Annotated in this window: 21 protein-coding genes; 7 read left to right on the top strand and 14 right to left on the bottom strand. The window is 68.6% G+C overall.

Annotated features, from left to right (window positions below):
- Nucleotides 1-45: 45 nt before the first annotated feature.
- From ACQPYH_RS16335 to ACQPYH_RS16315, 5 genes are read right to left on the bottom strand one after another with little or no spacing between them, the layout of a single operon-like run.
- On the bottom strand, nucleotides 46-1,017 hold the full coding sequence (locus tag ACQPYH_RS16335) for an ROK family glucokinase (RefSeq protein WP_432892193.1): 972 nt from the start codon (nucleotides 1,015-1,017) through the stop codon (nucleotides 46-48).
- Nucleotides 1,008-1,433 (bottom strand): hypothetical protein, encoded by a 426-nt coding sequence (locus tag ACQPYH_RS16330; RefSeq protein ID WP_432892192.1) that lies wholly within the window; start codon nucleotides 1,431-1,433, stop codon nucleotides 1,008-1,010. The genes ACQPYH_RS16335 and ACQPYH_RS16330 overlap by 10 nt, the downstream gene beginning before the upstream one ends.
- Nucleotides 1,430-2,749, bottom strand: coding sequence for an ArsA family ATPase (locus ACQPYH_RS16325; protein ID WP_432892191.1), 1,320 nt, complete (start codon nucleotides 2,747-2,749; stop codon nucleotides 1,430-1,432). The genes ACQPYH_RS16330 and ACQPYH_RS16325 overlap by 4 nt, the downstream gene beginning before the upstream one ends.
- Nucleotides 2,750-2,753: 4 nt before the next feature.
- Nucleotides 2,754-3,185 (bottom strand): SRPBCC family protein, encoded by a 432-nt coding sequence (locus ACQPYH_RS16320; RefSeq protein WP_432892190.1) that lies wholly within the window; start codon nucleotides 3,183-3,185, stop codon nucleotides 2,754-2,756.
- A gap of 4 nt (nucleotides 3,186-3,189) precedes the next feature.
- Complete coding sequence (locus ACQPYH_RS16315) at nucleotides 3,190-3,633, bottom strand: hypothetical protein (RefSeq protein WP_432892189.1); 444 nt, start codon at nucleotides 3,631-3,633, stop codon at nucleotides 3,190-3,192.
- A gap of 274 nt (nucleotides 3,634-3,907) precedes the next feature.
- On the opposite strand from ACQPYH_RS16315, the gene ACQPYH_RS16310 reads away from it, so the two are divergent.
- The 5 genes from ACQPYH_RS16310 to ACQPYH_RS16290 all read left to right on the top strand — a co-directional run bounded on the left by ACQPYH_RS16310 (nucleotide 3,908) and on the right by ACQPYH_RS16290 (nucleotide 10,054).
- A complete protein-coding gene (locus ACQPYH_RS16310) occupies nucleotides 3,908-5,704 on the top strand; it encodes an AMP-dependent synthetase/ligase (protein ID WP_432892187.1) in 1,797 nt (598 codons plus the stop codon).
- 752 nt (nucleotides 5,705-6,456) lie between these two features.
- Nucleotides 6,457-7,371 (top strand): ABC transporter ATP-binding protein, encoded by a 915-nt coding sequence (locus tag ACQPYH_RS16305; RefSeq protein ID WP_432892185.1) that lies wholly within the window; start codon nucleotides 6,457-6,459, stop codon nucleotides 7,369-7,371.
- Nucleotides 7,368-8,144, top strand: coding sequence for an ABC transporter permease (locus ACQPYH_RS16300; protein WP_432892183.1), 777 nt, complete (start codon nucleotides 7,368-7,370; stop codon nucleotides 8,142-8,144). The genes ACQPYH_RS16305 and ACQPYH_RS16300 overlap by 4 nt, the downstream gene beginning before the upstream one ends.
- Nucleotides 8,145-8,169: 25 nt before the next feature.
- Nucleotides 8,170-9,408, top strand: a complete 1,239-nt coding sequence (locus tag ACQPYH_RS16295) for a sensor histidine kinase (protein WP_432892182.1) — start codon at nucleotides 8,170-8,172, stop codon at nucleotides 9,406-9,408.
- The gene (locus ACQPYH_RS16290) at nucleotides 9,401-10,054 is read left to right on the top strand and encodes a response regulator (protein ID WP_432892181.1); all 654 of its coding nucleotides are present in this window, start codon (nucleotides 9,401-9,403) and stop codon (nucleotides 10,052-10,054) included. The genes ACQPYH_RS16295 and ACQPYH_RS16290 overlap by 8 nt, the downstream gene beginning before the upstream one ends.
- Here ACQPYH_RS16290 and ACQPYH_RS16285 read toward each other — a convergent pair.
- The 5 genes from ACQPYH_RS16285 to ACQPYH_RS16265 form a co-directional block, all read right to left on the bottom strand.
- Entirely contained in the window at nucleotides 10,051-10,950 is a 900-nt protein-coding gene (locus tag ACQPYH_RS16285; RefSeq protein WP_432892179.1) for a hydroxymethylglutaryl-CoA lyase, read from the bottom strand. The genes ACQPYH_RS16290 and ACQPYH_RS16285 overlap by 4 nt on opposite strands.
- Nucleotides 10,947-11,453: an isochorismatase family protein gene (locus ACQPYH_RS16280; RefSeq protein WP_432894408.1), complete on the bottom strand. Its 507-nt coding sequence runs from the start codon at nucleotides 11,451-11,453 to the stop codon at nucleotides 10,947-10,949. Before ACQPYH_RS16280 ends, ACQPYH_RS16285 begins: the two co-directional genes overlap by 4 nt.
- 146 nt (nucleotides 11,454-11,599) lie before the next feature.
- On the bottom strand, nucleotides 11,600-13,471 hold the full coding sequence (locus tag ACQPYH_RS16275; protein ID WP_432892176.1) for a hydantoinase B/oxoprolinase family protein: 1,872 nt from the start codon (nucleotides 13,469-13,471) through the stop codon (nucleotides 11,600-11,602).
- Between the two features lies 1 nt (nucleotide 13,472).
- Nucleotides 13,473-15,536, bottom strand: coding sequence for a hydantoinase/oxoprolinase family protein (locus ACQPYH_RS16270; protein WP_432892175.1), 2,064 nt, complete (start codon nucleotides 15,534-15,536; stop codon nucleotides 13,473-13,475).
- A 9-nt stretch (nucleotides 15,537-15,545) separates the two neighbouring features.
- Nucleotides 15,546-16,745, bottom strand: coding sequence for a CaiB/BaiF CoA transferase family protein (locus tag ACQPYH_RS16265; RefSeq protein WP_432892173.1), 1,200 nt, complete (start codon nucleotides 16,743-16,745; stop codon nucleotides 15,546-15,548).
- Nucleotides 16,746-16,862: 117 nt separating this feature from the next.
- Here ACQPYH_RS16265 and ACQPYH_RS16260 point away from each other — a divergent pair, with 117 nt between their 5' ends.
- Together ACQPYH_RS16260 and ACQPYH_RS16255 are read left to right on the top strand one after the other, a co-directional pair.
- Nucleotides 16,863-17,531, top strand: a complete 669-nt coding sequence (locus tag ACQPYH_RS16260; RefSeq protein ID WP_432892172.1) for a GntR family transcriptional regulator — start codon at nucleotides 16,863-16,865, stop codon at nucleotides 17,529-17,531.
- 33 nt (nucleotides 17,532-17,564) lie between these two features.
- Entirely contained in the window at nucleotides 17,565-17,996 is a 432-nt protein-coding gene (locus ACQPYH_RS16255; RefSeq protein ID WP_432892170.1) for an STAS domain-containing protein, read from the top strand.
- On the opposite strand, the gene ACQPYH_RS16250 is transcribed toward ACQPYH_RS16255, so the two are convergent.
- The 4 genes from ACQPYH_RS16250 to ACQPYH_RS16235 are packed head-to-tail and all read right to left on the bottom strand — an operon-like array spanning nucleotide 17,980 to nucleotide 22,332.
- Nucleotides 17,980-18,852 (bottom strand): carbohydrate ABC transporter permease, encoded by an 873-nt coding sequence (locus ACQPYH_RS16250; RefSeq protein ID WP_432892169.1) that lies wholly within the window; start codon nucleotides 18,850-18,852, stop codon nucleotides 17,980-17,982. The two genes, ACQPYH_RS16255 and ACQPYH_RS16250, sit on opposite strands and share 17 nt — an antisense overlap.
- Entirely contained in the window at nucleotides 18,849-19,889 is a 1,041-nt protein-coding gene (locus ACQPYH_RS16245) for a carbohydrate ABC transporter permease (RefSeq protein WP_432892168.1), read from the bottom strand. The genes ACQPYH_RS16250 and ACQPYH_RS16245 overlap by 4 nt, the downstream gene beginning before the upstream one ends.
- Nucleotides 19,886-21,124 (bottom strand): extracellular solute-binding protein, encoded by a 1,239-nt coding sequence (locus tag ACQPYH_RS16240; protein ID WP_432892167.1) that lies wholly within the window; start codon nucleotides 21,122-21,124, stop codon nucleotides 19,886-19,888. The genes ACQPYH_RS16245 and ACQPYH_RS16240 overlap by 4 nt, the downstream gene beginning before the upstream one ends.
- Complete coding sequence (locus ACQPYH_RS16235; protein ID WP_432892165.1) at nucleotides 21,121-22,332, bottom strand: hypothetical protein; 1,212 nt, start codon at nucleotides 22,330-22,332, stop codon at nucleotides 21,121-21,123. The genes ACQPYH_RS16240 and ACQPYH_RS16235 overlap by 4 nt, the downstream gene beginning before the upstream one ends.
- Between the last annotated feature and the right edge of the window lie 31 nt (nucleotides 22,333-22,363).

The raw sequence follows: 22,363 nt of genomic DNA, 5'->3' as shown, positions 1-22,363 counted from the left end.
TCGCGGTACCCCCGACCCCCGCCGGTCCGCTCCCAGTATCCCAGATCACCGAGCGAGAGCCTGGACAGGAGCCGGGCGGCGGGCCAGGTCGGCGGCGCCGATCAGGCCGGCGTCGTTGCCCAGCAGAGCGAGGGTGAAGGTCGGGTGGGGCCGGTTGGACTTGGCCGGGAGGACCTTCTCGAAGGCGATCTCGGCGGACTTCATCAGCAGGTCCCGCGCGGCACTCACACCGCCGCCGATCACGATCAGCGTCGGGTCGAACATCGTCGCGAGGCTCGCCAGCCCCTCGCCGAGCCAGCGGCCGAGGTCCTCGAGCAGCTCCACCGCGCAGGGATCGCCGGCCATCGCCGCCTCGGTGATCATCGGCCCGGTCAGCTGCGCCGGGTCGGTGATCCCGCACACGCTCAGCATCTGCGCCGCCGCGATCGAACCCGACTCCGCCTGAGCCCGCCCCTCACGCACGAGCGCCCGCCCGGACGCGTACTGCTCCAGGCATCCGCGCGACCCGCACCCGCACCGATGCCCGCCTGGTACGACGCGCATGTGGCCGAGCTCGGCCGCGACGCCGTGAGCACCGCGGAGCATCTCGCCGTCGCTCACCACAGCGCCGCCGATGCCGGTGCCGACCGTGAGGCAGAGCATGTGCTCGACGTCCTTCGCCGCGCCGAACGCGAACTCGCCCCAGGCCGCGGCGTTCGCGTCGTTCTCGACGACCACCGGGATGTTCAGCGTCTCCGACACCCGCGCGCCGAGCGGCTCGTCCCGCCAGGCCAGATTCGGCGCGAACAGCACGGTCGACCGGTCCGACGAGACGAACCCGGCGGCGCCGATCCCGACCGCCTCGATCTCGTGCTCGGCGATCAGCTCGGCCGCCGCGTCGCAGATCGCCGCCGCGGTCCCGTCGGCGGAGTCCGCCGGGGTGTCGCGGTGCGTGCGGGCCCCGATCGTGCCGTGCTCGTCGACCACGCCGGCCGCGATCTTCGTACCGCCGACATCGATGCCGATCGTCAGTCCCATGGTTCGGGGTCCTCACTCACGTCGATCCGGTCCACCTTGGTCGGGGCCGGTTCCTCCTCGGGCTGTGCGGAGCTCTTCGGCCGCGACGCTGCGTCCTCCCGCGACTGCCGGGCCGCCTCCGCGGCGGCCTCCAGCAGGGATCTCAACGAGCCCAACACATGCGCGGCCGCCGTCGACAGCTGCTCGATCGTCTCCGGGCTGGTGTTCCGGACCCGGTGGATCAGCTGGCACACCGGACACCACATACAGTCGGGCCCAAGCTTGTGCTCGTGCTCCACTGCATCAGCCGGCGGCGCCTCGTCAGCCGCGTCAGCCGCCGGCTCGCGCTGTGGCGGAGCGTCCGTGGCCGCATGCTGCAGCACCGCGAACAGCTTGGCCGCCTCCTCGGCAACCGAGCCGACCGGGTCCTTGCTCACAAGCCCTCCCCGATCGCCGCCGTACGGCGAGCCAGCTGCTCGTGGTACTCCGCTGTGAGGCCCTGGGCCAGCTCCTGCGCCGACTCCAGCGGACCCGATCCGCTGGGCAGCTCCGCCGGGGCGACCGGCCGCGCACTCTCCCGCGGCGCGAACCGCACCTGCAGCCGTCCGTCGTCGAGCCGTGCACCCGCGACCACTCCACGCGCCAGCGCCGCCGGCAACGGCAGGACGCGGCGGTACGACCCGACGGTGATGATCAGCTCGTCACCGTGCCGCGCCAGCTCCAGCTCGCTGGCCGATGCCAAGGGCAACGGCATCGTCAGCGTGTACGTCCGACCGTCGGTGTCGATGTGCCGATCCACCCACAGCGACGTCTCATCGGTGGCACGCGCGAACGGGTCGTCCCCGCCGTACATCTCGACGGCGAACGCGGCCAGCTCCTCGACGCCCACCGGCTCACAGACCCGGTACGGCGACTCCCAGATCGGCAGCGGCCGGAACGAGTCGGCGACCTCCTCGAGGATCCCCCGCTGCGCAGCAACCCACTGCCGGCGCCAGGTGTCCGCGCCGGCAGCCGGGAAGACCCGGTTGGCCACGACGCCGTCCACGCGGTACCCGTACAACGAGAGCCTCGTCAGCGACCGCCGCGCCTCGGCGACAACGACCGCCTCGGGCGTCAGCACCAGCCGCACCGAGGCGTCCGGGCCGGCCAGCAGCGTGCGGATGTCCGACAGGTCGCTCTGCAGCCGGCGCAACGCGTCGAAGACGTTGTCGTCCGGGACCGGCAGGCTCGACCCGCGGCTCAGGAACGGCCGGAACGTGCGCATCATCTTGCGTTCGGCGTTGAAGATCCGGTCGAGGTACCAGTTCAGCGCCTCGGGCAGCCCCAGCAGCCGGAGCGTCTCCGCGGTCGGCGCACAGTCGACGACGATCACGTCCCAGCGACCGGACCGGACATGGTCGCGCACCTCGAGCAGCGCGAGCACCTCCGCGGCGCCGGGCAGCACGGTCAGCTCCTCGGCCTCGATCGGGTCGACCCCGACCATGTGCAGCACCGACCGCAGGTAGTTCTGGATGTCGCCCCAGGACCGCTCGAACTTGCGCTGCGCGTCGATCTGCTGCACGAACAGCAGATCGTCGATCTCCGTCGGCTCGGGGCCGACCTCGGAGTCGAACGCGTCCGACAGCGAGTGCGCGGCATCCGTCGACAGCACCAGCGTCCGCAGCCCGCGCAGTGCGGCGAGCGTGGCGGTACCCGCGGCAGAGGTCGTCTTGCCGACCCCGCCTTTACCCGTATACAGCAGAACGCGAGTCACTGGATCAGGACTCGACGCGCTTCTTGAGGCCCTTCAGGGCGGTGTCGATGATGACCTTCTCGGCCTTCCGCTTGAGCATGCCGATCATCGGGATCGCCACATCAACGGCCAAGCGGTACGTCACTTCGGTCCCCTCCGCACCCAGGTCGCGCAGCACGTACGCGCCGTCCATCCCCTTCACCATCTTCGCCTCGACCAGCGTCCAGGTCACCTCGTTGCGGGACCAGACGTAGGCCAGCGTGTACTCGTCCGAGATCGCGCCGGCATCGACCTTGAAACGGACCTTGTTCGGCCGGCCGGCCTCGTCGGTGGACAGCACCTCGGTCTCCCGCATCGAGTCGGCCCACTCCGGGTACGCCGCGAAGTCCGCGATCACCGCCATGATGTCTTTGGGGCTCGCGTTCACCTGGATGGTCGAGGTGGTCTGTTCCGCCATCGATTCACCTCTTCGCCGGTCGGTTCTCAGTGTCGGACTTGGGGTCCTCAACGGAGACTATCGCGGGATCGGACGAGGTACGTCGTTCGCCCGCCGCGCGGCCCGCTTCGGCTTCGTCCTTGAACCGCCACAGGTGCTCCCGGTACGTCGCGACGTACCGCTCCTTGAGCCGTTCGAGGGCCCGGCCGCGGACCGGTCGGGCCGGGTCGACGCGGAGGTACCAGTGCACGACGACCCCGTCGCGGACCGGTTCGAGCCACCACTCCGACGTACCGACGGCTGCTCCGGTGACGGCCCAGCGGACCCCCTCCGCGCCGCGTCGTTCGGACGGTGTCAGGGTCAGGTCCGGCCACCACTCGCGCCAGAGGGTGTCCGATCCGAGTCGCTCGGCGACGTAGGCTGGATCAGCAACGACCAGGTCGTCGCAACTGATGTCGAGCGTGGGCATGCCTTCGAACCTAGTGTCCTGTGTGAGATGTAGCTTGAACGATAGCGGTGTCCAGGTGCGTGCATCGTGGTGCTTGGTCAGTGGCCTCGATGCGGAGCATCGTGGGCGCTGGCCAAGTGCCGCGAGGTGCGTGCCTGGGCGCCGATAGCGTCGAGCTACATCTCACACAGGACACTTAGTTCCTTGGGTCACATAAAGGTGGCTACTTGTGGGTAGGTGACTGTAGCGTGCGCCGGAAGTCGACAATTCGTGACCGACTGAGGAGACGACGCGGATGCGTGAGTACACCGTTCCTGCTGTGACCGAGCCCGCCAGCGGGAGCCTGAGCGACCCGGTGTGGGCGAACGCGTCCTCCCATCCTGACACCGCGGTCTTCAGCCGCCGGGTGGCGGGCGGCGGCTGGCAGGACGTGACCGCCGCCGAGTTCGCCCAGCAGGTCATCGGCGTCGCGAAGGGCCTGATGGCGGCCGGTGTGAAGCCCGGCGAGCGGGTCGCCCTGCTCAGCCCGACGCGGTACGAGTGGACTCTGATCGACTACGCGATCTGGAGCATCGGCTCGGTCACCGTGCCGATCTACGAAACCTCCTCCCCCTCGCAGATCCAGTGGATCCTCACCGACTCCGAGGCAGTCGTCGCCGTCGTCGAGAACGCGACCCACGGCGCGGTCGTCGAGTCCGCCCGGGCCGAAGCCCCTGCGCTGCAGGAGGTCTGGCAGATCGAGGCCGGCGCCGTCGACCAGCTCACCGCTCTCGGCCACGACATCAGCGACGCCGAATTCGACAAGCGCCGCTCCGCGGTCACGGCCGACGACCTGGCCACGCTGATCTACACCTCCGGTACGACGGGACGCCCGAAGGGCTGCAAGATCAGCCACTCGAACTTCATCGACGAGCTCGGTCCCGCGGTGAAGATCCTCGACGGCCTCTTCGACACCACCGGCGCGAGCACGCTGCTGTTCCTGCCGCTTGCGCACGTGTTCGCCCGGATCATCCAGGTCGGCTGCGTGATGAAGCGGGTCAAGGTCGGCCACAGCGCCGACGTGAAGAACCTGGTCGAGGACCTCGGCGCGTTCAAGCCGACGTTCATCCTGAGCGTGCCGCGGGTGTTCGAGAAGGTGTTCAACTCGGCCAGCCAGAAGGCGCACTCCGAGGGCAAGGGCAAGATCTTCGACGCCGCCGCGGACACCGCGATCGCGTACTCGCAGGCGCAGGACAAGGGCGGCGCGTCGTTCGGGCTGAAGGCCAAGCACATGCTGTTCGACCGGCTGGTCTTCAGCAAGCTGCGCGCGGTCCTCGGCGGCCAGGTGCAGTACGCCGTCTCCGGTGGCGCTCCCCTCGGTGATCGGCTCGGACACTTCTTCCGCGGCATCGGCGTACCGGTTCTCGAGGGCTACGGGCTCACCGAGACCACCGCTGCCGTTGCGGTGAACCTGCCTGATGACATCCGGATCGGCACCGTCGGCCGGCCGCTGCCTGGCGTGACGGTCGCGGTCGCGGTCGCGGAGGACGGTGAGCTGCTGTTCAAGGGCGGCCAGGTGATGCAGGGCTACTGGAAGAACGACGAGGCGACCGCGGCCGCGATCGACGCCGAGGGCTGGTTCCACACCGGCGACCTGGGCGAGTTCGACGTCGACGGGTTCATCAAGATCACCGGCCGGAAGAAGGAGATCCTGGTGACGGCGGGCGGCAAGAACGTCGCGCCGAGCATGCTCGAGGACCAGATCCGGCTGCACCCGCTGATCAGCCAGTGCATGGTGGTCGGCGACGGCAAGCCGTTCATCGCCGCGCTGATCACGATCGACCCGGAGACGATCGTCCCGTGGGCAACCGAACGCGGCAAGCCGACCGACCCAGCGGACCTGACCCACGACACAGACCTGATCGCCGAGCTCCAGAAGGCAGTCGACGAGGCCAACACCTCGGTCTCACACGCCGAGGCAATCAAGAAGTTCTCGATCCTGCCAATCGACTGGACCCAAGAATCCGGCGAACTCTCCCTCAAACTCTCCCTCCGCCGCCACATAGTCATGGAAAAATACGGCACCGCCGTAGAGGCCCTCTACACAAAGTAGACAGAAACAAACGAAGAACGAAAGAAAAGGAAAGAGGGTCATTCAGAAGTCTTGGGTGAGCCTGCAAGGAAGAGATTAAAGAAGGAACAGAGAAAGAAGAGATACTGAGTGGCGGCCGACCTCGGGAGAGCCTTTGGTCGTCCGCCGTCGCTCGGTTTGTATCGGCAGGTGGTGCCGGTGCTGATGTATCTGCGGCAGAACGTTGCTCAGACCCGACGCCGGCGGCCACCCGGTCGGCTGGTTCGCCGAGTCGTGGAGAACGGCCCCGGGCCGGTACGCCGAGTCGTGGACAGCGGCTGCAAAATATCGCCAGAACCCACGACTCGACGAACCCGACACCGGATCCGGTTGGTGTCGGGGCCGGCTCCGAGCACGAGCACGACTTGGCGGCGCAAGCCAAACCCGGACCGGACATCGAAGCATCTGGTCTTCAAGCTCTTCCCACGGTCCCACCGCGCTTCCACGGCGCGGACTGACCCAGGACTTCTGAATCGTCCTCAAAGAAGAAAGAGCCAGCCACCCGACTGAGTTTGCCATCGTGCAGACAAACTCACGGCCGACCGCCGAACCTAGCTACAACCCCATATCTCTTTCTTTGTTTTCTTTCTTGTATTTGCTTCATCTCTTTTTCTCTGGCGTCCTGGTTGCCGACCAGCAGCTCGAGTCGTAGGGCGGGGTCAGCCATTTGGCTGATGCCGGCTTGAGCTTGTTGGGCGATGCCTGGGGGGTGGTTGGTCGGCGAAGCTCGGGGCATGATCACGAACGGGCCGATCGTCGAAGTCGGCAACCTGCGTAAGTCGTACGGCGGCCGCGCCGTCGTGGACGACCTGTCCTTCAGCGTCGACGAGGGCGAGATCTTCGGGATCCTCGGCCCGAACGGCGCCGGCAAGACCACCACGGTCGAATGCGTCGAGGGACTGCGCGTCCCCGACAGCGGCCTGGTCCGCGTCGCCGGGCTCGACCCGGTCGCCGACCACGCTGCTGTCACCCAGGTGCTCGGCGCGCAGCTCCAGGAGAGCGAGCTGCAGGCCAAGCTCACCGTCCGCGAGGCGCTCGAGCTGTACGCCGCCCTGTACCCGAACCCGGCCGACTGGCGCCCGCTGGCCGAGCGGCTGGGCCTGACGGATCAGCTGACGTCGCGCTTCGGCGTACTCAGCGGCGGCCAGAAGCAGCGGCTGTTCATCGCGCTCGCGCTGATCGGCAACCCGCGGGTCGTCGTACTGGACGAGCTGACCACCGGCCTCGACCCGCGCGCCCGTCGAGACACCTGGGAGGTCGTCGAGGATGTCCGCGCCCGCGGCGTCACCGTCCTCCTGGTCACGCACTTCATGGAGGAAGCCCAACGGCTGTGTGACCGGATCGCGGTCATCGACAAGGGCAAGATCACCGCGCTCGACACACCTCAGGGTCTGATCAGCCGTACGGCGGGATCGACCGTCATCTCGTTCACCCCGTCGGCCCCGCTCGACGACGTGGATCTGGCCGGGCTGCCCGCGCTCGCATCCATCGAGCAGAAGGACGGCCGGATCACCCTCGGCGGCACCGATGAAACCGTGACCGCCGTGCTGTCGCTGCTCGCCCGTCACCGCATCACCGCCCACCAGCTCCGCGTCACCGATGCCACCCTCGACGACGCGTTCCTAGACCTCACAGGAGCCACCCGATGAGCGCCATCGCCACCACTGCGCCAGTACGCCGTACCTCGCCCCGGGCCGCCGTACTGCGTGCCGAGGCCCGGCTGTTCCGCCGGGAGCCCGGGAGCTGGTTCTGGATCCTCGGCTTCCCGCCGCTGCTGCTGGTGATCCTGGGGAGCATCCCGTCGTTCCGCAAGGTCGACCCCGGCCTCGGCGGGCTGCGGATCATCGACCTGTACGTCCCGATCCTCGTCCTGGTCGCGCTGATCGTGACCGGTCTGCAGACGATGCCGCCGATCATCACCGGGTACCGCGAGCGCGGCATCCTGCGCCGGATGTCGGCGACCCCGGTCAAGCCGTCCGCGTTGCTGACCGCGCAGATGGGACTCAACGGTGCGGCCGCGGTCGTGTCGGCGCTGGTCTGCCTGACGATCGGCCGGCTCGCGTTCGACGTCCGGCTGCCGAAGCAGGCTGCCGGCTATGCGTTGGCGCTGATCCTCGCGGCGGCCGCGGCGCTGGCACTCGGAGCACTGGTGTCCGCACTCGCCCGGACCGCGAAGATCGCCACCGCGATCGGCTCCGCGGTGTTCTTCCCGAGCATGTTCTGCGCGGGCGTCTGGCTGCCGGTGCAGTCCATGCCGCACGTACTGCGGACGATCGTCGAGCTGACTCCCTTCGGTGCCGCGGCTCGCGCACTCGGTCAGGCAGCGGCCGGAGACTGGCCGTCCTGGTCCCACCTCGGCGTACTGGCGGTCTGGGCAGTGCTCCTGTCCGCAGCCGCCGCCAAGTGGTTCCGCTGGGAATGATCGGTCAGTCATGCAAACTGGGACCGTGACCACGGCAGCAGGAGACGTCCTCGACCGGCGGCAGGAAGTCTTCCGCCGGTGGGCGCCGTACTTCCTGCTCGCCCTGGGCACCTTCCTGGCCTTGGTGACAGCCGGCCTGATCACGCCGTTCAACGACCAGCGCACCGTGGCCGCGGTGCTGGTGGGGTCTGCTCTGGTCGTCGAGCTGTGCTGGAGCAGGATCGGCTGGAAGCAAACGGTTCCAAGCAAGCTGTCGGTCACGTACTACGTGCTGCGGTGGGCGATCGGCTTCGCGCTCACCCTGCTGAACGGCTTCTTCGCGTTCTACGCCGCGGCCGGGTACTACGACGCCGACGAGAGGATCCCCGGGCGACGGGCCAGGCGGACCGCTCTGTTCGCCTGCTCCATCCCGATCTCCGCAGCTCAGGCCAGCGGCATCCCGGTCCACGACGTAGCCCGCTGGCTGGTGTTCGGGGGCCTGTTGATCGCGAACAACGCGCTGCTGACGGTCGCGAAGCACTTCGCCGACCAGGAGGAGGCGCGATCACGGGCCAGGGCCGCCACGATCACCGAGCTCCAGCAGGCGCACGACGAGAACGCCGCATTGCAAGCACAGCTTCTGGTCCAGGCGCGCGAGGCCGGTATCGCGGACGAACGTCGCCGGCTGGCCGCGGAGATCCACGACACGATCGCGCAGGGTCTTACCGGCATCATCGCCCAGCTCCAGGTCGTCGCGAACACCTCCGACCCGGCGACGGTCAAGGACCACGTGGGCCTCGCGACCGACCTGGCCCGGCACAGCCTCGGCGAGGCGCGACGCTCGGTCCACAACCTCGCCCCGGTCGGCCTGTCGAACGACGGTCTCCCCGAAGCACTGCGGAAGATCGTCGAGCAGTGGTCCGAGCGCAGCGACGTACGGGCCGAGTTCACCGTCACCGGGACACCGCAGCATCTGCACGGTGAGATCTCGGCGACGATCCTCCGCATCACCCAAGAGGCGCTGGCCAACGTCGCGAAGCACGCGGCGGCCACCCGGGTCGGCGTCACCCTCAGCTTCATGGACAGCGAGGTCACGTTGGACGTCCGCGACGACGGCAAGGGCTTCGACCCGATGTCGCTCCCCGCCCGCACACGCACCGGCGGCTTCGGCCTCGACGGCATGCGGGCCCGCGCCGAACGCATCGCCGGATCCCTCACCGTCGAGGCCGAACCAGGCTTCGGTACGGCGGTGTCGGCTCGCGTACCGTTGGTGCCCCATGCCTGACAAACTTCCCGGCAACCTGCCTGAGATCTCGCTGATGCTCGTCGACGACCATCCCGTGGTCCGCAACGGCCTGCGCGGCATGTTCGAATCGGTGCCGGGCTTCACCGTCCTGGGCGAGGCCTCGAACGGCGTGGAGGCGGTCGAGCTGGCCGCGGACCTCGACCCGGACGTGATCCTGATGGACCTGCGGATGCCCGGCGGTGGCGGCCTCGACGCGATCACCGAGTTGACCCGCCGCGGCATCCGCTCGAAGGTGCTGGTCCTCACCACCTGGGACACCGATACCGACACGCTGCCGGCGATCGAGGCCGGCGCCACCGGTTACCTGCTCAAGGACGCGCCGCAGGACGACCTGTTCAACGCCGTACGCCAAGCGGCCGAGGGTCGCACGGTGCTGTCCCCCGCGGTCGCCTCACGGCTCGTGACGGCTGTCCGTACGCCGGCGCCGAGTCCGCTCGCCGCGCGCGAACGGCAGGTCTTGGAGCTGGTCGCGAAGGGTACGCCGAACCGCGACATCGCCCGCGAGCTGTTCATCAGCGAAGCCACGGTGAAGACCCACCTCAGCCACGTCTTCACCAAGCTCGGTGTCACCGACCGAGCCGCGGCCGTTGCCAAGGGCTACGAACAGGGCATCCTCGGGCGTTAGGGGAAGGGCCCTGCCCGCAGTAGTGAGCTGGGGAGGGTCTTGTCGAGCTGCTTCTGCAGCCAGGCGGCGTTCGCGATGGTCTCTTGCAGGTCGACTGTTGTGGTCCAGCCCATGCGGTCGAGGAGATACAGCAGGTCCTCGGTGGCGAGGTTTCCGGTTGCCGCCGGGGCGAACGGGCAACCGCCGGCACCGCCGATGCTGGTGTCGAGGGTGGTGATGCCGGCGGACAAAGCCGCGACCGCATTGGCGGCGGCGGTGTTGCGGGTGTCGTGCAGGTGGAGACGCAGCGGCAGGTCAGGGCCGGCGGCTGCTCGCGCGACCGCGGCGCGCTCGGTGACGTCGGTTGGTACGGCGACGCCGATCGTGTCCGCGAGGGCGAGCTCATCGGGGCCTGCGGCAACTACCTGCTGGAGCACCTCGCGCAGGCGGGTCAGCGGAACCTCACCCTCGAAGGGGCAGCCGAAGGAAGCGCCGACGGTGATCGTGGTGAACTTCCCCGCGGCTTTGGCTGCCTCCACGATCGACGCCGCAGTTGTGCAGGCTTCTGCGGTTGTCATGCCTTGGTTGCGTTGGCAGAACGTGTCGGTGGCGACGACCACCACGTCGATCTCGTCGACGCCGCCGGCCAGTGCGCGGTCGAGGCCGCGCTGGTTCATCACCAGGCCGGCGTAGCGGACAGCGTCGTACCGCGGGAGGGCCTGCATCAGCTCGTCGGCATCGGCGAGCTGCGGAACGCGCTTCGGGTTCACGAAGCTGGTGACCTCGATGCGTTTCGTGCCGGCGCGGACGGCGCGATCGATCAGCTCGAGCTTGGCCTCGGTGGTGAGGATGGCGTCCTCGTTCTGCAGGCCGTCGCGCGGGGCCATCTCGACGAGCTCCACCGACGTCACACTCACCGCTCCTCCGCGAAGTAGTCGGTCACCGTCTGCTCGCTCACTACCTCGGCGTACTTCGCCTGCAGGTCGAACAGGTTGGCCTCGTGCGGCCCCGGCCCTCGGTCGCCGACCGCGTCGCTGACCACCAGCGGCACGAACCCGTACTGAATGGCGTCTACCGCGGTCGCTCTGATGCACCCGCTGGTACTCACACCTGCCAGCACTACGGTGTCGATCCCCCGCACTTGAAGGGTCGAAACCAACGAGGTCCCGAAGAACGCCGACGCGTACTGCTTCACCACCACCAACTCACCCTCGACGGGCGCAACCTCCTCCATCAACTCGCCCAACATCCCACCGCCGAACAACTGCTGGAGCGCAGGCACCTTCCGCACAAATAACCCGCCGTCCGCGCCGTCCCGTGCGTAAGCCACCCGGGTATGAACAACAGGCACCCCAAACTCCCTAGCCGCCCCCAGCACCCGAGCAGCCGACTCCAGACAGTCCTTCGAGGGCAAGCACATCGGACTAGCCGGATCGAAGTAGGCCCGCATGAGGTCGACAAGCAGAAGGACGGGCCGCCGCCCCGCCTCCAACCGTCCACCAAACCCCGGCTCGTGGCCAGAGGCCGCGGGTGGAGCTGCGGCTGCGGTGGAATCAGTAGGCCCGCTCACCGCGCCACCGGCGGCCGTGGGGCGGGCAGACCCGTCTCCTCCAGCGCATTCGCCAGGATCGTCTCGATGCCCGGTCCGTTGTCGAACGTAGGAAGCGGGTCCGGGCGTGTGGAGCGGAGGTCCGCTCGAAGGGCATCCGTGGCTGCCTCGTCGACGACACCCTCCTCGTCGCACACCACGCCGTACCTGCGTGCGCCGTCCACTGTGATCAGGCCGCGGAGGACTTCCAGGCCGACCAAAGAAGCGTCGCGGGCGAGTGGGTCGCCCCAACCGCCTCCGCCCCAGGTGACGAAGTGGAGGAGGTCTCCGACGGCTACCGGTACGTCGTGGACCTTGCTGCCCAGCATCTCCCGGGTGCCGTCCGCCCGCTCCAACCACTTCCGCGACCGCGCGCCGGGCTCGCCGCCGTTCACTCCCCACGGATACGTCAGCCACCGGTCGTCGTGGATCGCGATCGTGCCCGCCTCCAGGAAACGGTACGCGACATCGACCCCGTTCCCACCCCGGTGCAATCCGGCCCCGCCCGTGTCCGCGACCGTCTCCCAGCGCTCGATCCGCAGCGGGTAGTACGACTCCAGGTACTCACACGGGATGTTCACGAACGACGGCCACAACGAGTGCCCGTCCGGCCCGTCCCCGATCGGCCGGCCGGGGATCCCGCCGAACCCGATCGAGTACAGCTGGAACCACTCGCCCTTGCGCTCCCCCGGCCCGTAGTTCCCGGAGTACATGAAGTGCGGTGACGACGAGAACCCGGCCGCGTTCAGCAGGCTCGGGTTCGTCTGCCCGAGCAGCCCGCCGAAGAGGTCGAACACCCGCCCGATCCCGTGGTTGCGCGCGTTCAGCGCCGCCGGGTACTTCGGCTTCCAGAACGACTCGTCCGGGATGTTCACGTCGACCAGGGGGTAGAACCCGTCGTTCCACAGGATCTGCGGGTCCGCGACCGTGATCATGTAGATCCCGAAGAACATCCGGACCAGGTTCTCGTTCAGGTAGTAGTTGATCGGCCCCTGCGCCTGCGGGCTGCTGCCGGCGAAGTCCAGCAGCACCTTCGACCCGGTCCGCGTCAGGCTCAGCTTCAGCTCGTACGGCCCGTACCCGAGCCCGTCGTCGCAGATGTAGTCCGTGAACGAGATCGTCTCCCCGTCCTTGAACACCAGCTCCAGCAGCGTCTTCATCGCCCGGTAGTTCCGGTCGAGCAACGCGTCCAGCGCCGAGGTGTACGTCGAGACCCCGAACCGCGCGCACATCTCCTGCACCCGCCGCGCCGCGGTCCGGCAGGCGGCGACGATCCCGTGCAGGTCGGCCCGGTTCCAGTCCGGTTTGCGGACCTGGTTCAGGATGATCCGGAGCGCGTCGTCGTCGAGCTTGCCCGCCTTGTAGAGCTTGAACGGCGGGATCACCACGCCTTCCTCGAAGATCGTCCGCGCGTCGGTCGGCATCGAGGCCGGCGACTTCCCGCCGACGTCCGACATGTGCCCGAACATCGCCGACCAGCCGACGATCCGGCCGTCGACGTAGATCGGGATCACCACCAGCCAGTCGTTCGCGTGGCTGATCGCGGCGCCGCACGAGTACGGGTCCGACGTGAGCAGCACGTCACCGTCCTCGATGTCGCCGGCGAAGTTCGCCAGGAAGTCCGGGATCGACAGCCCGAACTGCCCGACCACCATCTTCCCGGCCGGGTCGGCGATCAGCGGGAACTCGTCGTGCTGCTCCCGGATCCCCGGCGACAGCGCGGTCCGGAACAGCACCTCGTCCATCTCGTACCGCGCGTTCCGCAGCCCGTTCTCGATCAGGTCCAGGGTGACCACGTCGACGTCCACCGTCGCCAGCGGCTCGGTGGCGGTCTCGATCAGGCGGGCCATCTCAGTTCTCCTCGTCGATAGGTCGGATCAGCAGGCTGCCGCCGGGATGGACGGTCGCGGCGTGCCCGGGCAGGATCAAAGTGGTGGAGTCCATCTCGGTCACGATCGCCGGACCGGGTACGACGTTCCCCGCGCGCAGCAACGCCCGGTCGTAGATCGCGGCGCTCACCTCGGCGCCCTCGACCCAGATCGGCGACCGCGACCGCAGCGCCGGCGACGGATCCGCCTCTCCTGCGGCGACCTCGGCGGCAGCAACCTCGGGCCGCGGCCCGTGCGCGGTGGCGCGAGCGGTGACCAGCTCGTGCTCGGTGTCGAGCACGAACGAGAACAGCCGCTGGTGCTCGGCGTCGAACGCCTGCCGCAGAGCCTCGAGCCCGCCACCGTTGCTGTCGAAGCTGTCCAGGTCGACCGGGATCGGGATCTCGAAGCCCTGACCGTGGTACCGCAGGTCGACCGAGTACACGACGTCCTGCTCGTCCTCGCCCTGCTCGACCAGCGTCGCCCGCGCCTTCGCGGCAAGGTCGGTCAACAGCTCCCGCAGGCTGTCGTCGGTCAGCTCGCCGAACCGCCGTACCAGCGTGCGCACCGCCTCGTCCCGCAGGTTCGTCGTCGCATCGCCGTACGCACACAGGACGCCCGGCGACGGCGGGATGATCACCGGCCACGCCCCGGTCAGCTTGCCCAGCGCGTTCGCGTGCAACGGCCCCGCGCCGCCGAAGGCGACCAGCGCGAAGTCGCGCGGGTCGAACCCTTGCTGGACCGACACCAGCCGGAGCGCGCCGAACATGTTCTCGTTGACGATGTCGACGATCCCGGCCGCGGCCGCCTCGACCGACGGCAGCCCGGTCGCGTCCGCGATCGGCTTGACCGCCGCCCGCGCGGCCTCCCGGTCGAGGGTGATCTCACCACCGGCCAGGTCGGTCGGCAGGTAGCCGAGTACGACGTTCGCGTCGGTGACGGTCGGCTGCGTACCACCGGCCGAGTACGCCGCCGGCCCGGGAGCCGCGCCCGCCGACTGCGGACCGACCCGCAACGCCTGCGTGAGCGGCGGTACGTGCGCGATCGACCCGCCACCGGCACCGACCGTCCGTACGTCGACCGAGGTCGCCCGCACCTTCAGGTCACCAACAGTCGTCTCCCGCCCGACCCGCGGTGTCAGCCCCTGGACGAGCGCGACATCCGTCGACGTACCGCCCATGTCGAAGCTGAGGAAGTCCGGGTAACCGGCCTGCTCCGCGACCCACGTCGCGCCGGTCACTCCACCGGCCGGACCGGACATCAGCAGGTTCACCGGGCTGTCCGCCGCGACGCTCGCCGACACCAGCCCGCCGTCGCTGCGCAGGATGCACAACCGCCCCTGCACCCCCGACTCGCGCAGCTGCGCCTCGAGGTTGGCGACGTACCGCGTCACCTGCGGCTGGACCGCCGCGTTCGCGACCGTCGTGATCGTTCGCTCGTACTCGCGCAACTCGGGCAGCACCGCCGACGAGCGCGACACCGGCACGCCTGGCAGGATCTCGGCCGCGAGCGCCGCGACCCGCTGCTCGTGGTCCGGGTTCGCGTAGGAGTTGATCAGGCTGATGCTCAGCGCCTCGACCCCGCGCTGCTTCAGCCGGCCGAGCTTCGCCCGTACGTCGTCCTCGTCCAGCGGCGTCACCTCCTCGCCGTCCGACGCGAACCGGCCCCGGACCTCGACCGTGTCCTCCAGCGCGGCGAGCGGCTCCGGCTTCGGCCAGATGATCCAACCGGCCAGACCACCCGGCACGAACGACCGCGCGATCTGCAGCACCTGCCGGAACCCCTCGGTCGTCACCAACCCGACCCGGGCGCCCTTGCCTTCCAGGATCGCGTTGGTCGCGACGGTCGTCCCGTGGAACACCTCACCAATCGCCGTCGTCCCGATCCCGGCCGCGGCGCACGCGCGCTCGATCCCGCGCAGTACGCCGATCGACTGGTCCTCGGGGGTCGACGAGGTCTTGGCCCGGAAGGTCCGGCCGGTGTCCTCGTCGATCAGCAGGATGTCGGTGAAGGTGCCGCCGACGTCCACGCCGAGCCGATATGTCATGTCTCCTCCTCAGATCACACCGGCCGCGCGCAGCGAGTCCAGCTCGCCGTCGCCGAGACCCAGCAGGTCGCGGTAGATCAGGTCGTTGTGCTCGCCGAGGGCCGGGCCGACGTGCCGGACCCGGCCCGGCGTGCCGGACAGCTTGGGAACCACGTTGTGCATGGCGAACTCGCCCAGCTCGGGGTGCATCAGCCGGACGATCGCCTCCCGCGCCTTGAAGTGCGGGTCGGTGAGCATGTCCTTGGCGGTGTAGATCCGCCCGGCCGGTACACCGTGCTCGTTCAGCCGCTCGAGCAGGTCGTCGGCCTTCAGCGTGCTGCTCCACGCCGCGATCAGGCCGTCCAGCTCTTCCATCGACGTACCGCGGGCGCCGTGCGTCGCGTACCGCTCGTCGTCGGCGAGCCCGGGGCGGCCCATCGCCTCCGCGAGCCGGCGGAAGACGGTGTCCTGGTTCGCCGCGACCAGCACCATCTCGCCGTCCGCGGTCGGGTAGACGTTGCTTGGGGCAACGTTCGGCAGGGTGGTCCCGGTCCGCTCGCGCTGGTATCCGGCCACCTGGTACTCCGGTACCAGCGACTCCATCATCGCCAGCACCGCCTCGTAGATCGCCGAGTCGACCAGCTGCCCCTTCCCCGTCCGGCCGCGCTGGTGCAGCGCGACCAGCGTGCCGAGGCAGGCAAACGTCGCCGCCAGCGAGTCGCCGAGCGAGATCCCGGCCCGCGCCGGCGGCCGGTCCGGGTCGCCGGTGACGTACCGGATCCCGCCCATCGCCTCACCGATCGAGCCGTACCCGGCGCGGCCGGCGTACGGACCGGACTGGCCGTAGCCGCTGACCCGGGTGACGATCAGGCCCGGGTTGAGCTCCCATAGCCGCTCCGGCCCGAGGCCCCAGCGTTCGAGGGTCCCCGGCCGGAAGTTCTCCAGCAGTACGTCGGCCTGCGCGGCGAGCCGGCGTACCAGGTCCTGGCCCTGCTCGGTGCGCAGGTCCGCGGTGACCGACAGCTTGTTCCGGGCGACGACCGGCCACCACAGCGACTTGCCGTACGGGCGCTCGCGGCCCCACTGCCGCATCGGGTCGCCGCGCGCCGGGTCCTCGACCTTGATCACCTCGGCGCCGAAGTCACCGAGCAGCTGACCGCAGAACGGGCCGGCCAGCAGCTGACCGAGCTCGACCACGCGGACGTCGTCCAACGGCAGGGGTGTACTCATCCACCATCCTCAGATTGCATGCAATTCTGTCTCCCGCTGGCCGAGAAGCTACGCCGATACGCTCAGGCCGTCAATGGATTGCATACGATAAGGGCTCGCGGTACGGTGACGCTCACCATGGAAGAGACCATCCGCGCGGCCGACAACGGGCATGCCGCCGACGAGGCGTACCGGCTGATCCGCGAGCAGATCCTGACCGGGCGGCGGGACGGCGGCGAGTGGCTGCGCGAGGGCGAGCTGGCCGAGGCGTTCGGCGTCAGCCGGACCCCCGTCCGGGAGGCGCTACGCCGGCTCACCGCCGAGGGGCTGGTCCGGTACGAGCGCAACCGCGGCGTGCAGGTCCAGGTCTGGAGCGTGCGCGACCTGGACGAGATCTTCAGCCTGCGGTCGGTGATGGAGCCGTGGGGTTGTCGGCTCGCGGCCACCTCCGGGCGCGCCGACCTGACGATGCTGACCGAGCTCGCCGACGCAATGGACCGCGTGGCACCCGACGGGCGGCCGACCGATGTCGACCGGCTGACCGAGCTGAACAACCGGTTCCACGGCGCGATCCTCGAGGCCGCGGACAACAGCCGGCTGACCGCCGTGATCGCGTCGGTCGTGCAGGTCCCGCTGGTCTGGCGGACCTTCACCCGCTACTCCCCCGAGGCACTCCGGCGCAGCCTCGCGCACCACCACGAGCTGGTCTCGGCGCTCACCGCCGGAGATCCGGACTGGGCCGAATCGGTGATGCGCAGCCACGTCCGCGCGGCCTGGAGCACACTGCGCGCCGAACCCATGTCCTGAGTAATGCGGTTAGCGCGCGGGTACCGGTGACGCATGAAGCCAGTCCCAAAACCTCAGGTGGTCCGCTCCGTCCGTCAGCCGGCTGATGTGAGCGGGCCTTTCGTCTGCAGCTGGAGTGCCGTCGGCTCGTGCGCGATCGTCCGCGTCGCCGGTGCGATCGACCTCGTCGCGCTGCCGACGTTCGCCGGCGAGCTCCGGCACGTGATCACCACCAAGCTCCCGCGGCTGGTGGTCGACCTGCGCCGGGTCTCCCGGATGGAAGCGGCGGCCCTCGACATCTTCGCCGACGCCCACGACCTCGCCGTCGAGAACGGCGGCTGGCTGCGGACATCCGGCGCCGGCCAATGGTTCGCCGACCTGATCCGGGCCACCCGCTCCGACCGCCCCCTCGACCACTACGCCACCCTCGCCGACGCGCTCCCGTCCTACCGCCCGGCCGCGGCCGGGCTTACTTACCACCACTGAACGTGATGCCGTTGGTGATCTGCTTCTGGGCCACGAAGAAGATCAGCAGGCACGGGAGCGTGATCAGCACAGACGTTGCCATCAGCAACGGCGTGTCGGTGCCGTTCACGGACTGGAAGCCGGCCAGGGCCAGCGGCAGGGTCTTCCACTTGTCGGAGTTGATGTAGATCGCCGGGCCGAGGAAGTTGTTCCAGTAGCCCATGAACAACAGGATCGAGACCGCAACCACAGCCGGCCGGGCCAGCGGCAGGTAGACCAGCCAGAACGTCTTGAACCAGCCGCACCCGTCGACGACCGCCGCGTCGGCCAGCTCGGACGGCATCCGCGCGAAGAACTGCCGGAACAGGAAGATGTAGAACGGCGACCCGAAGAACGCCGGCAGGATCAGCGGGTACAGCGTGTCGACCATGCCGAGGTTGTTGAACAGCATGAACTGCGGCACCATCGTCACCTCCCCCGGCAGCAGCATCGTCGCGAGGACGACGGCGAACAGCACACCGGCGAATCGCACCCGAAGCCGCGCGAACGCGAACCCGGCGAGCGAGCAGGAGAAGACGGTCCCGACGATCGGGATCAGCGTGGTCAGCACCGAGTTCAACGCGTACCGCCAGAACGGGAACGACGTCACCGCCCTCCGGTAGTTGTCCCACAGAAGCTCGTGCGGTACGACGCTCGCGCCCGAACTGCCGACTCCGGCGAGCGATCGCAACGAGGTCGCGATCATCCACAGGAACGGGTAGACGAACACCAGCGACCCGAGTGCGAGCACGACGTAGAGGACGACGGTGAGCGTGAGGTTGCGGCGCCACACCGGCCGGTCCGCACGCACGACCAAAGGTTCTGCGACTGCAGTCATCGACGCCTCCGCTTCCGGCCGAGCTCGGTCTCGTAGTACACGGCGAACGCGCTCCCGCGGAGCGTGACCGCGGTCAGCGCGAGGATCACGACGAACAGGATCCACGCCAGCGCGGACGCGTAGCCCATCCGGAAGTTCTGGAACGCGTTGTCGTAGAGGTAGTAGACGAAGAACAGCAGCGAGTCCTTCGGGCCGCCGTTCGCGATGAAGCCCTGGGTGAAGATCTGCAGCGAGCCGATGATGCCGGTCAGCGCGTTGAACAGGATGATCGGCGACAACTGCGGCAGCGTCACATGCCAGAACTGTCGTACGGCGCCCGCACCGTCCAGCGCCGCCGCCTCGTACAGGTTCTGCGGCACGTCCTTCAGCCCGGCCAGGTAGATCACCATCGCACCGCCGACCGTCCACAGGCTCATCAGGATCACCGTCGGCAGTGCCCACGACGAGTCGTTGAACCAGCCCGGTCCTTGGATGCCGAAGTGCGCGAGTACGTCGTTCGCCAGTCCGTACTGCGGGTTGAACACCCACAGGAACAGCACCATTTGCGCGACACCCGAGACGAGCGAAGGCAGGTACCAGACTGTCCGGAAGAACCGCATGCCCGGGAGATCGCTGTTGAGCAGCAGGGCGACCAGGAACGCCAGCGCGGTCTGCAGTGGAACGCTGATCACGGCGTACAGGAGGGTGACCTTCAGTGCCTGCGCGACCTGGGGATCCTTGAAGGCCTCGGTGTAGTTGGAGAGGCCAACGAATTGCGGCGGGGTGATCAGGTCCCATGAGGTCAGGCTGACGTAGATCGACGACGCCATCGGCCCGAGCGTGAACAGGCAGAACCCGATCAGCCACGGCGAGACGAACAGCCAGAACGCGATCGTCTTGTCGGCCCGCGGCCACCGCCGCCGCGCCCCGTACGCCGCCAGTCCGATGACGGCGTACAGGACGATCAGCAGGAGCAGGAACGGGACCAGTGGCACGAGAGCGTCAGGGACACCCCACGACGCCGCCAGGTCGCGGATCCAGCCGATGGTGGGGTTCATTTCTTCAGGGCCTGCGTGCACTTCTCCGCGAGCTGCGGCAGGATCTTCGCGACGTCGTCCTTGCCGGTGCCGAGCGCGGTGTAACTGGTCATGCCCTTCTCGGCGTCACCGGAGAGTTGCGCTTCCTTGGCGACCGAGACGCCGACGATGCCCGACTTCAGCGCGGTGGTGAACGCGGCCAGGTTGCGCTCGGCCGGCAGCACCTTCTCCAGCGTCGGTGTCGAGGCCGCGATGATCGGTACGCCGAGCGCCGTGTTGCCCTGGATCAGCTGGTCCTGAGCGACCTGCTGGGTACTGGCGAACTCGACGAACTTCTTCGCGGTCTCGAGCTGCTTGCCGCTCGCGTTCTTCGCGATCCCGAGCCCGTCGACCTCCATCGGGAATCCCTTGCCCGGCACCGGGACCAGCGTCCAGTTCGGCTTGCTGATCTTGGCGAAGTCGGCGACCGTCCACGGCCCGAAGTCGCTGAACGTCGCGAGCCGGCCGGCCGCGAACCACTGCGCCTGGTCCTGGCCCTGGATGTCGGTCGACGTCGGCGCGTAGCGGTTCTTCTGCATGTCGACGACGTACTGCGCTGTCTGTACGCCGGTGCCGTCGCCGAAGGTGCACTGGGTCGCGTCCGCGTTGTAGTAGCCGCCGCCCGCGGCGGTCAGCCAGCCGCGGTACCAGAGGTTGCTGGAACCGTAGACGCGGGCCTTGCCGTCGCCGTGGGACAGCTTGGCGGCGATCGTCTTGAACTCGTCGAGGCTCAACGGTGTGGTTGCGCTGGGCAACGGTACGCCGGCGGCCTTGAACGCGTCGGTGTTGATCGCCATCACCTTGGGCTTGGCCGCGAACGGCATCGCGTAGTACTTGTCCTGGTACTGCATCGCGGACGAAATGTTCGGCTGCACGTACTTGCCGGGGTCAACGGTCTGCTCGGCGAAGCTGGGCGCGAACCCGGCCAGGCTGGTGTTGCTGATCTCCATCACCGTCGACTGGGTGCCGGCCGCGATCGAGGTCTGCAGCTTCTGCTCGTAGTCCGACTGGATCCAGTTGGTGGTCACCTTGGTGCCTGGGTTCGCCTTCTCGAAGGCGGCGGCGATCGCCTTCAGCGACGCGGCTTCGGAGTTCGTCCCCCAGAAGGAGAAGCTGATCTCCGCGGTGCCGGAGTCCTTGGTGGATGCGGGTGCATTACCGGTCGCACAACCGGCGGCCAGCAGGAGCGCGAGTGCGGCGGGGATGAGTTTCTTCATGAGGGGTCCTTGGGCTGGGTAACCCGGACGGTGCTGCCGGGTTCGACGGAGTGGGTCTCGGAGCCGACGGTCACGGTGAGCGGAGCGGCTCCGCTGTGCACGGTGACTTCGGTCGCGTGGCGGCTTTCTTGGTGGATTCGGATTGTCCACGCGCCGATCGGGAGATTGTCGACAATCAGATCGTCGATCTCTGTGGGCAGGTGGGACGTGATCGAGAGGCCGGCGTTCGGTGCGTCCGGGCGTATCCCGAGCAGGCCGGCGACGAGGTGCTCGACGACGGTGAACGAGATCTCCGGGTAGTCGTCGCGACTGTCGATCAGATGCTTGGTCCAGCGCCAGGCGGACTCGTCCCGGCCGTACTTGAACAAGAACTCGGGCCAATAGCTGAACGACTCGATGTTGAGCGGCGGATGGGACTCCATCTGGCCCTCGAGGTAATCGAGGAAACGTTCGTCGCCGCTCAGCCCGAACAACGGGACCAGCGTGTGTGACTCCAGTCCCCAGTCGAAGTCCAGTCCGTCCTTGGTGATGCCCCGGGCGAAGTGGTCGCCGTTCCACCATTTGCCATACGTGGCTTGGATCCGGTCCGCCTCGGCGTGACGGCCGAGCTTGCGGAGTACGGCGTACTGCGTGGCGAGGCCGTCGCCCGCGACGAAGAGCGGCGCCTCCCGCTCGTTGTAGGTGGCGGTGCCGAGGAAGATGTCCGCGGTACCGCCGGCTTCGGGGATGCCGTCGCCGTCGGCATCGTGTGCTTCGACGAACTCGCCGACGCTGTGCCGGTAGTACGCCGCCAGGTCGGGGTCGTCGATCCAGCGGCGGTCACCGGTCCAGTCGTATTGCTCCAGCGCCCGGTAGGTCAGGTCGAACACCGCGGGGATCTCCCGGACGAAGTGCTCGTCGTCGTGGTAGTCGAGGGCGGCGATCCGCCCGTCGAAGTGGAACGCCCAGATCGGGAACCACTTCCGCGCCGGCGTCGCGGAGCGGGCGAAGTGCCGGAACATCGCGAAGTTCTCCGCGTCGAGGCCGAGCAGGTGCGCGCCGGCCGCCTGGTGGCAGACGTCGCGCGAGTAGAACATCGGCCGGGACGGGTAGCCGGCCCAGTACGACGGCAGGTTCCCGGTGCCGGTCTGCACCCAGTCCAGAGCCCGCTTGCGAGCCCACGCGAAGGCGTCCTCGACGTAGGTACTGCTGGACGTCAGGGTCAGCACGACGACTCCTCGGAGAATCGGATATTAGCGC

Origin of the sequence: Kribbella sp. CA-245084 (assembly GCF_050942355.1) — a bacterium.
Lineage (GTDB): Bacteria > Actinomycetota > Actinomycetes > Propionibacteriales > Kribbellaceae > Kribbella.
Note: the sequence above shows the minus strand (reverse complement) of the source record. Positions and strands in the feature narration are given on the sequence as shown.

What these genes read in the sequence shown, in the direction of transcription:
- ACQPYH_RS16335 (WP_432892193.1), bottom strand. Translation starts at nt 1,017, where the DNA reads ATGGGACTGACGATCGGCATCGATGTCGGCGGTACGAAGATCGCGGCC.
- ACQPYH_RS16320 (WP_432892190.1), bottom strand. Translation starts at nt 3,185, where the DNA reads ATGGCGGAACAGACCACCTCGACCATCCAGGTGAACGCGAGCCCCAAA.
- ACQPYH_RS16315 (WP_432892189.1), bottom strand. Translation starts at nt 3,633, where the DNA reads ATGCCCACGCTCGACATCAGTTGCGACGACCTGGTCGTTGCTGATCCA.
- ACQPYH_RS16310 (WP_432892187.1), top strand. Translation starts at nt 3,908, where the DNA reads ATGCGTGAGTACACCGTTCCTGCTGTGACCGAGCCCGCCAGCGGGAGC.
- ACQPYH_RS16305 (WP_432892185.1), top strand. Translation starts at nt 6,457, where the DNA reads ATGATCACGAACGGGCCGATCGTCGAAGTCGGCAACCTGCGTAAGTCG.
- ACQPYH_RS16300 (WP_432892183.1), top strand. Translation starts at nt 7,368, where the DNA reads ATGAGCGCCATCGCCACCACTGCGCCAGTACGCCGTACCTCGCCCCGG.
- ACQPYH_RS16290 (WP_432892181.1), top strand. Translation starts at nt 9,401, where the DNA reads ATGCCTGACAAACTTCCCGGCAACCTGCCTGAGATCTCGCTGATGCTC.
- ACQPYH_RS16280 (WP_432894408.1), bottom strand. Translation starts at nt 11,453, where the DNA reads ATGTGCTTGCCCTCGAAGGACTGTCTGGAGTCGGCTGCTCGGGTGCTG.
- ACQPYH_RS16275 (WP_432892176.1), bottom strand. Translation starts at nt 13,471, where the DNA reads ATGGCCCGCCTGATCGAGACCGCCACCGAGCCGCTGGCGACGGTGGAC.
- ACQPYH_RS16270 (WP_432892175.1), bottom strand. Translation starts at nt 15,536, where the DNA reads ATGACATATCGGCTCGGCGTGGACGTCGGCGGCACCTTCACCGACATC.
- ACQPYH_RS16265 (WP_432892173.1), bottom strand. Translation starts at nt 16,745, where the DNA reads ATGAGTACACCCCTGCCGTTGGACGACGTCCGCGTGGTCGAGCTCGGT.
- ACQPYH_RS16260 (WP_432892172.1), top strand. Translation starts at nt 16,863, where the DNA reads ATGGAAGAGACCATCCGCGCGGCCGACAACGGGCATGCCGCCGACGAG.
- ACQPYH_RS16255 (WP_432892170.1), top strand. Translation starts at nt 17,565, where the DNA reads ATGAAGCCAGTCCCAAAACCTCAGGTGGTCCGCTCCGTCCGTCAGCCG.
- ACQPYH_RS16250 (WP_432892169.1), bottom strand. Translation starts at nt 18,852, where the DNA reads ATGACTGCAGTCGCAGAACCTTTGGTCGTGCGTGCGGACCGGCCGGTG.
- ACQPYH_RS16245 (WP_432892168.1), bottom strand. Translation starts at nt 19,889, where the DNA reads ATGAACCCCACCATCGGCTGGATCCGCGACCTGGCGGCGTCGTGGGGT.
- ACQPYH_RS16240 (WP_432892167.1), bottom strand. Translation starts at nt 21,124, where the DNA reads ATGAAGAAACTCATCCCCGCCGCACTCGCGCTCCTGCTGGCCGCCGGT.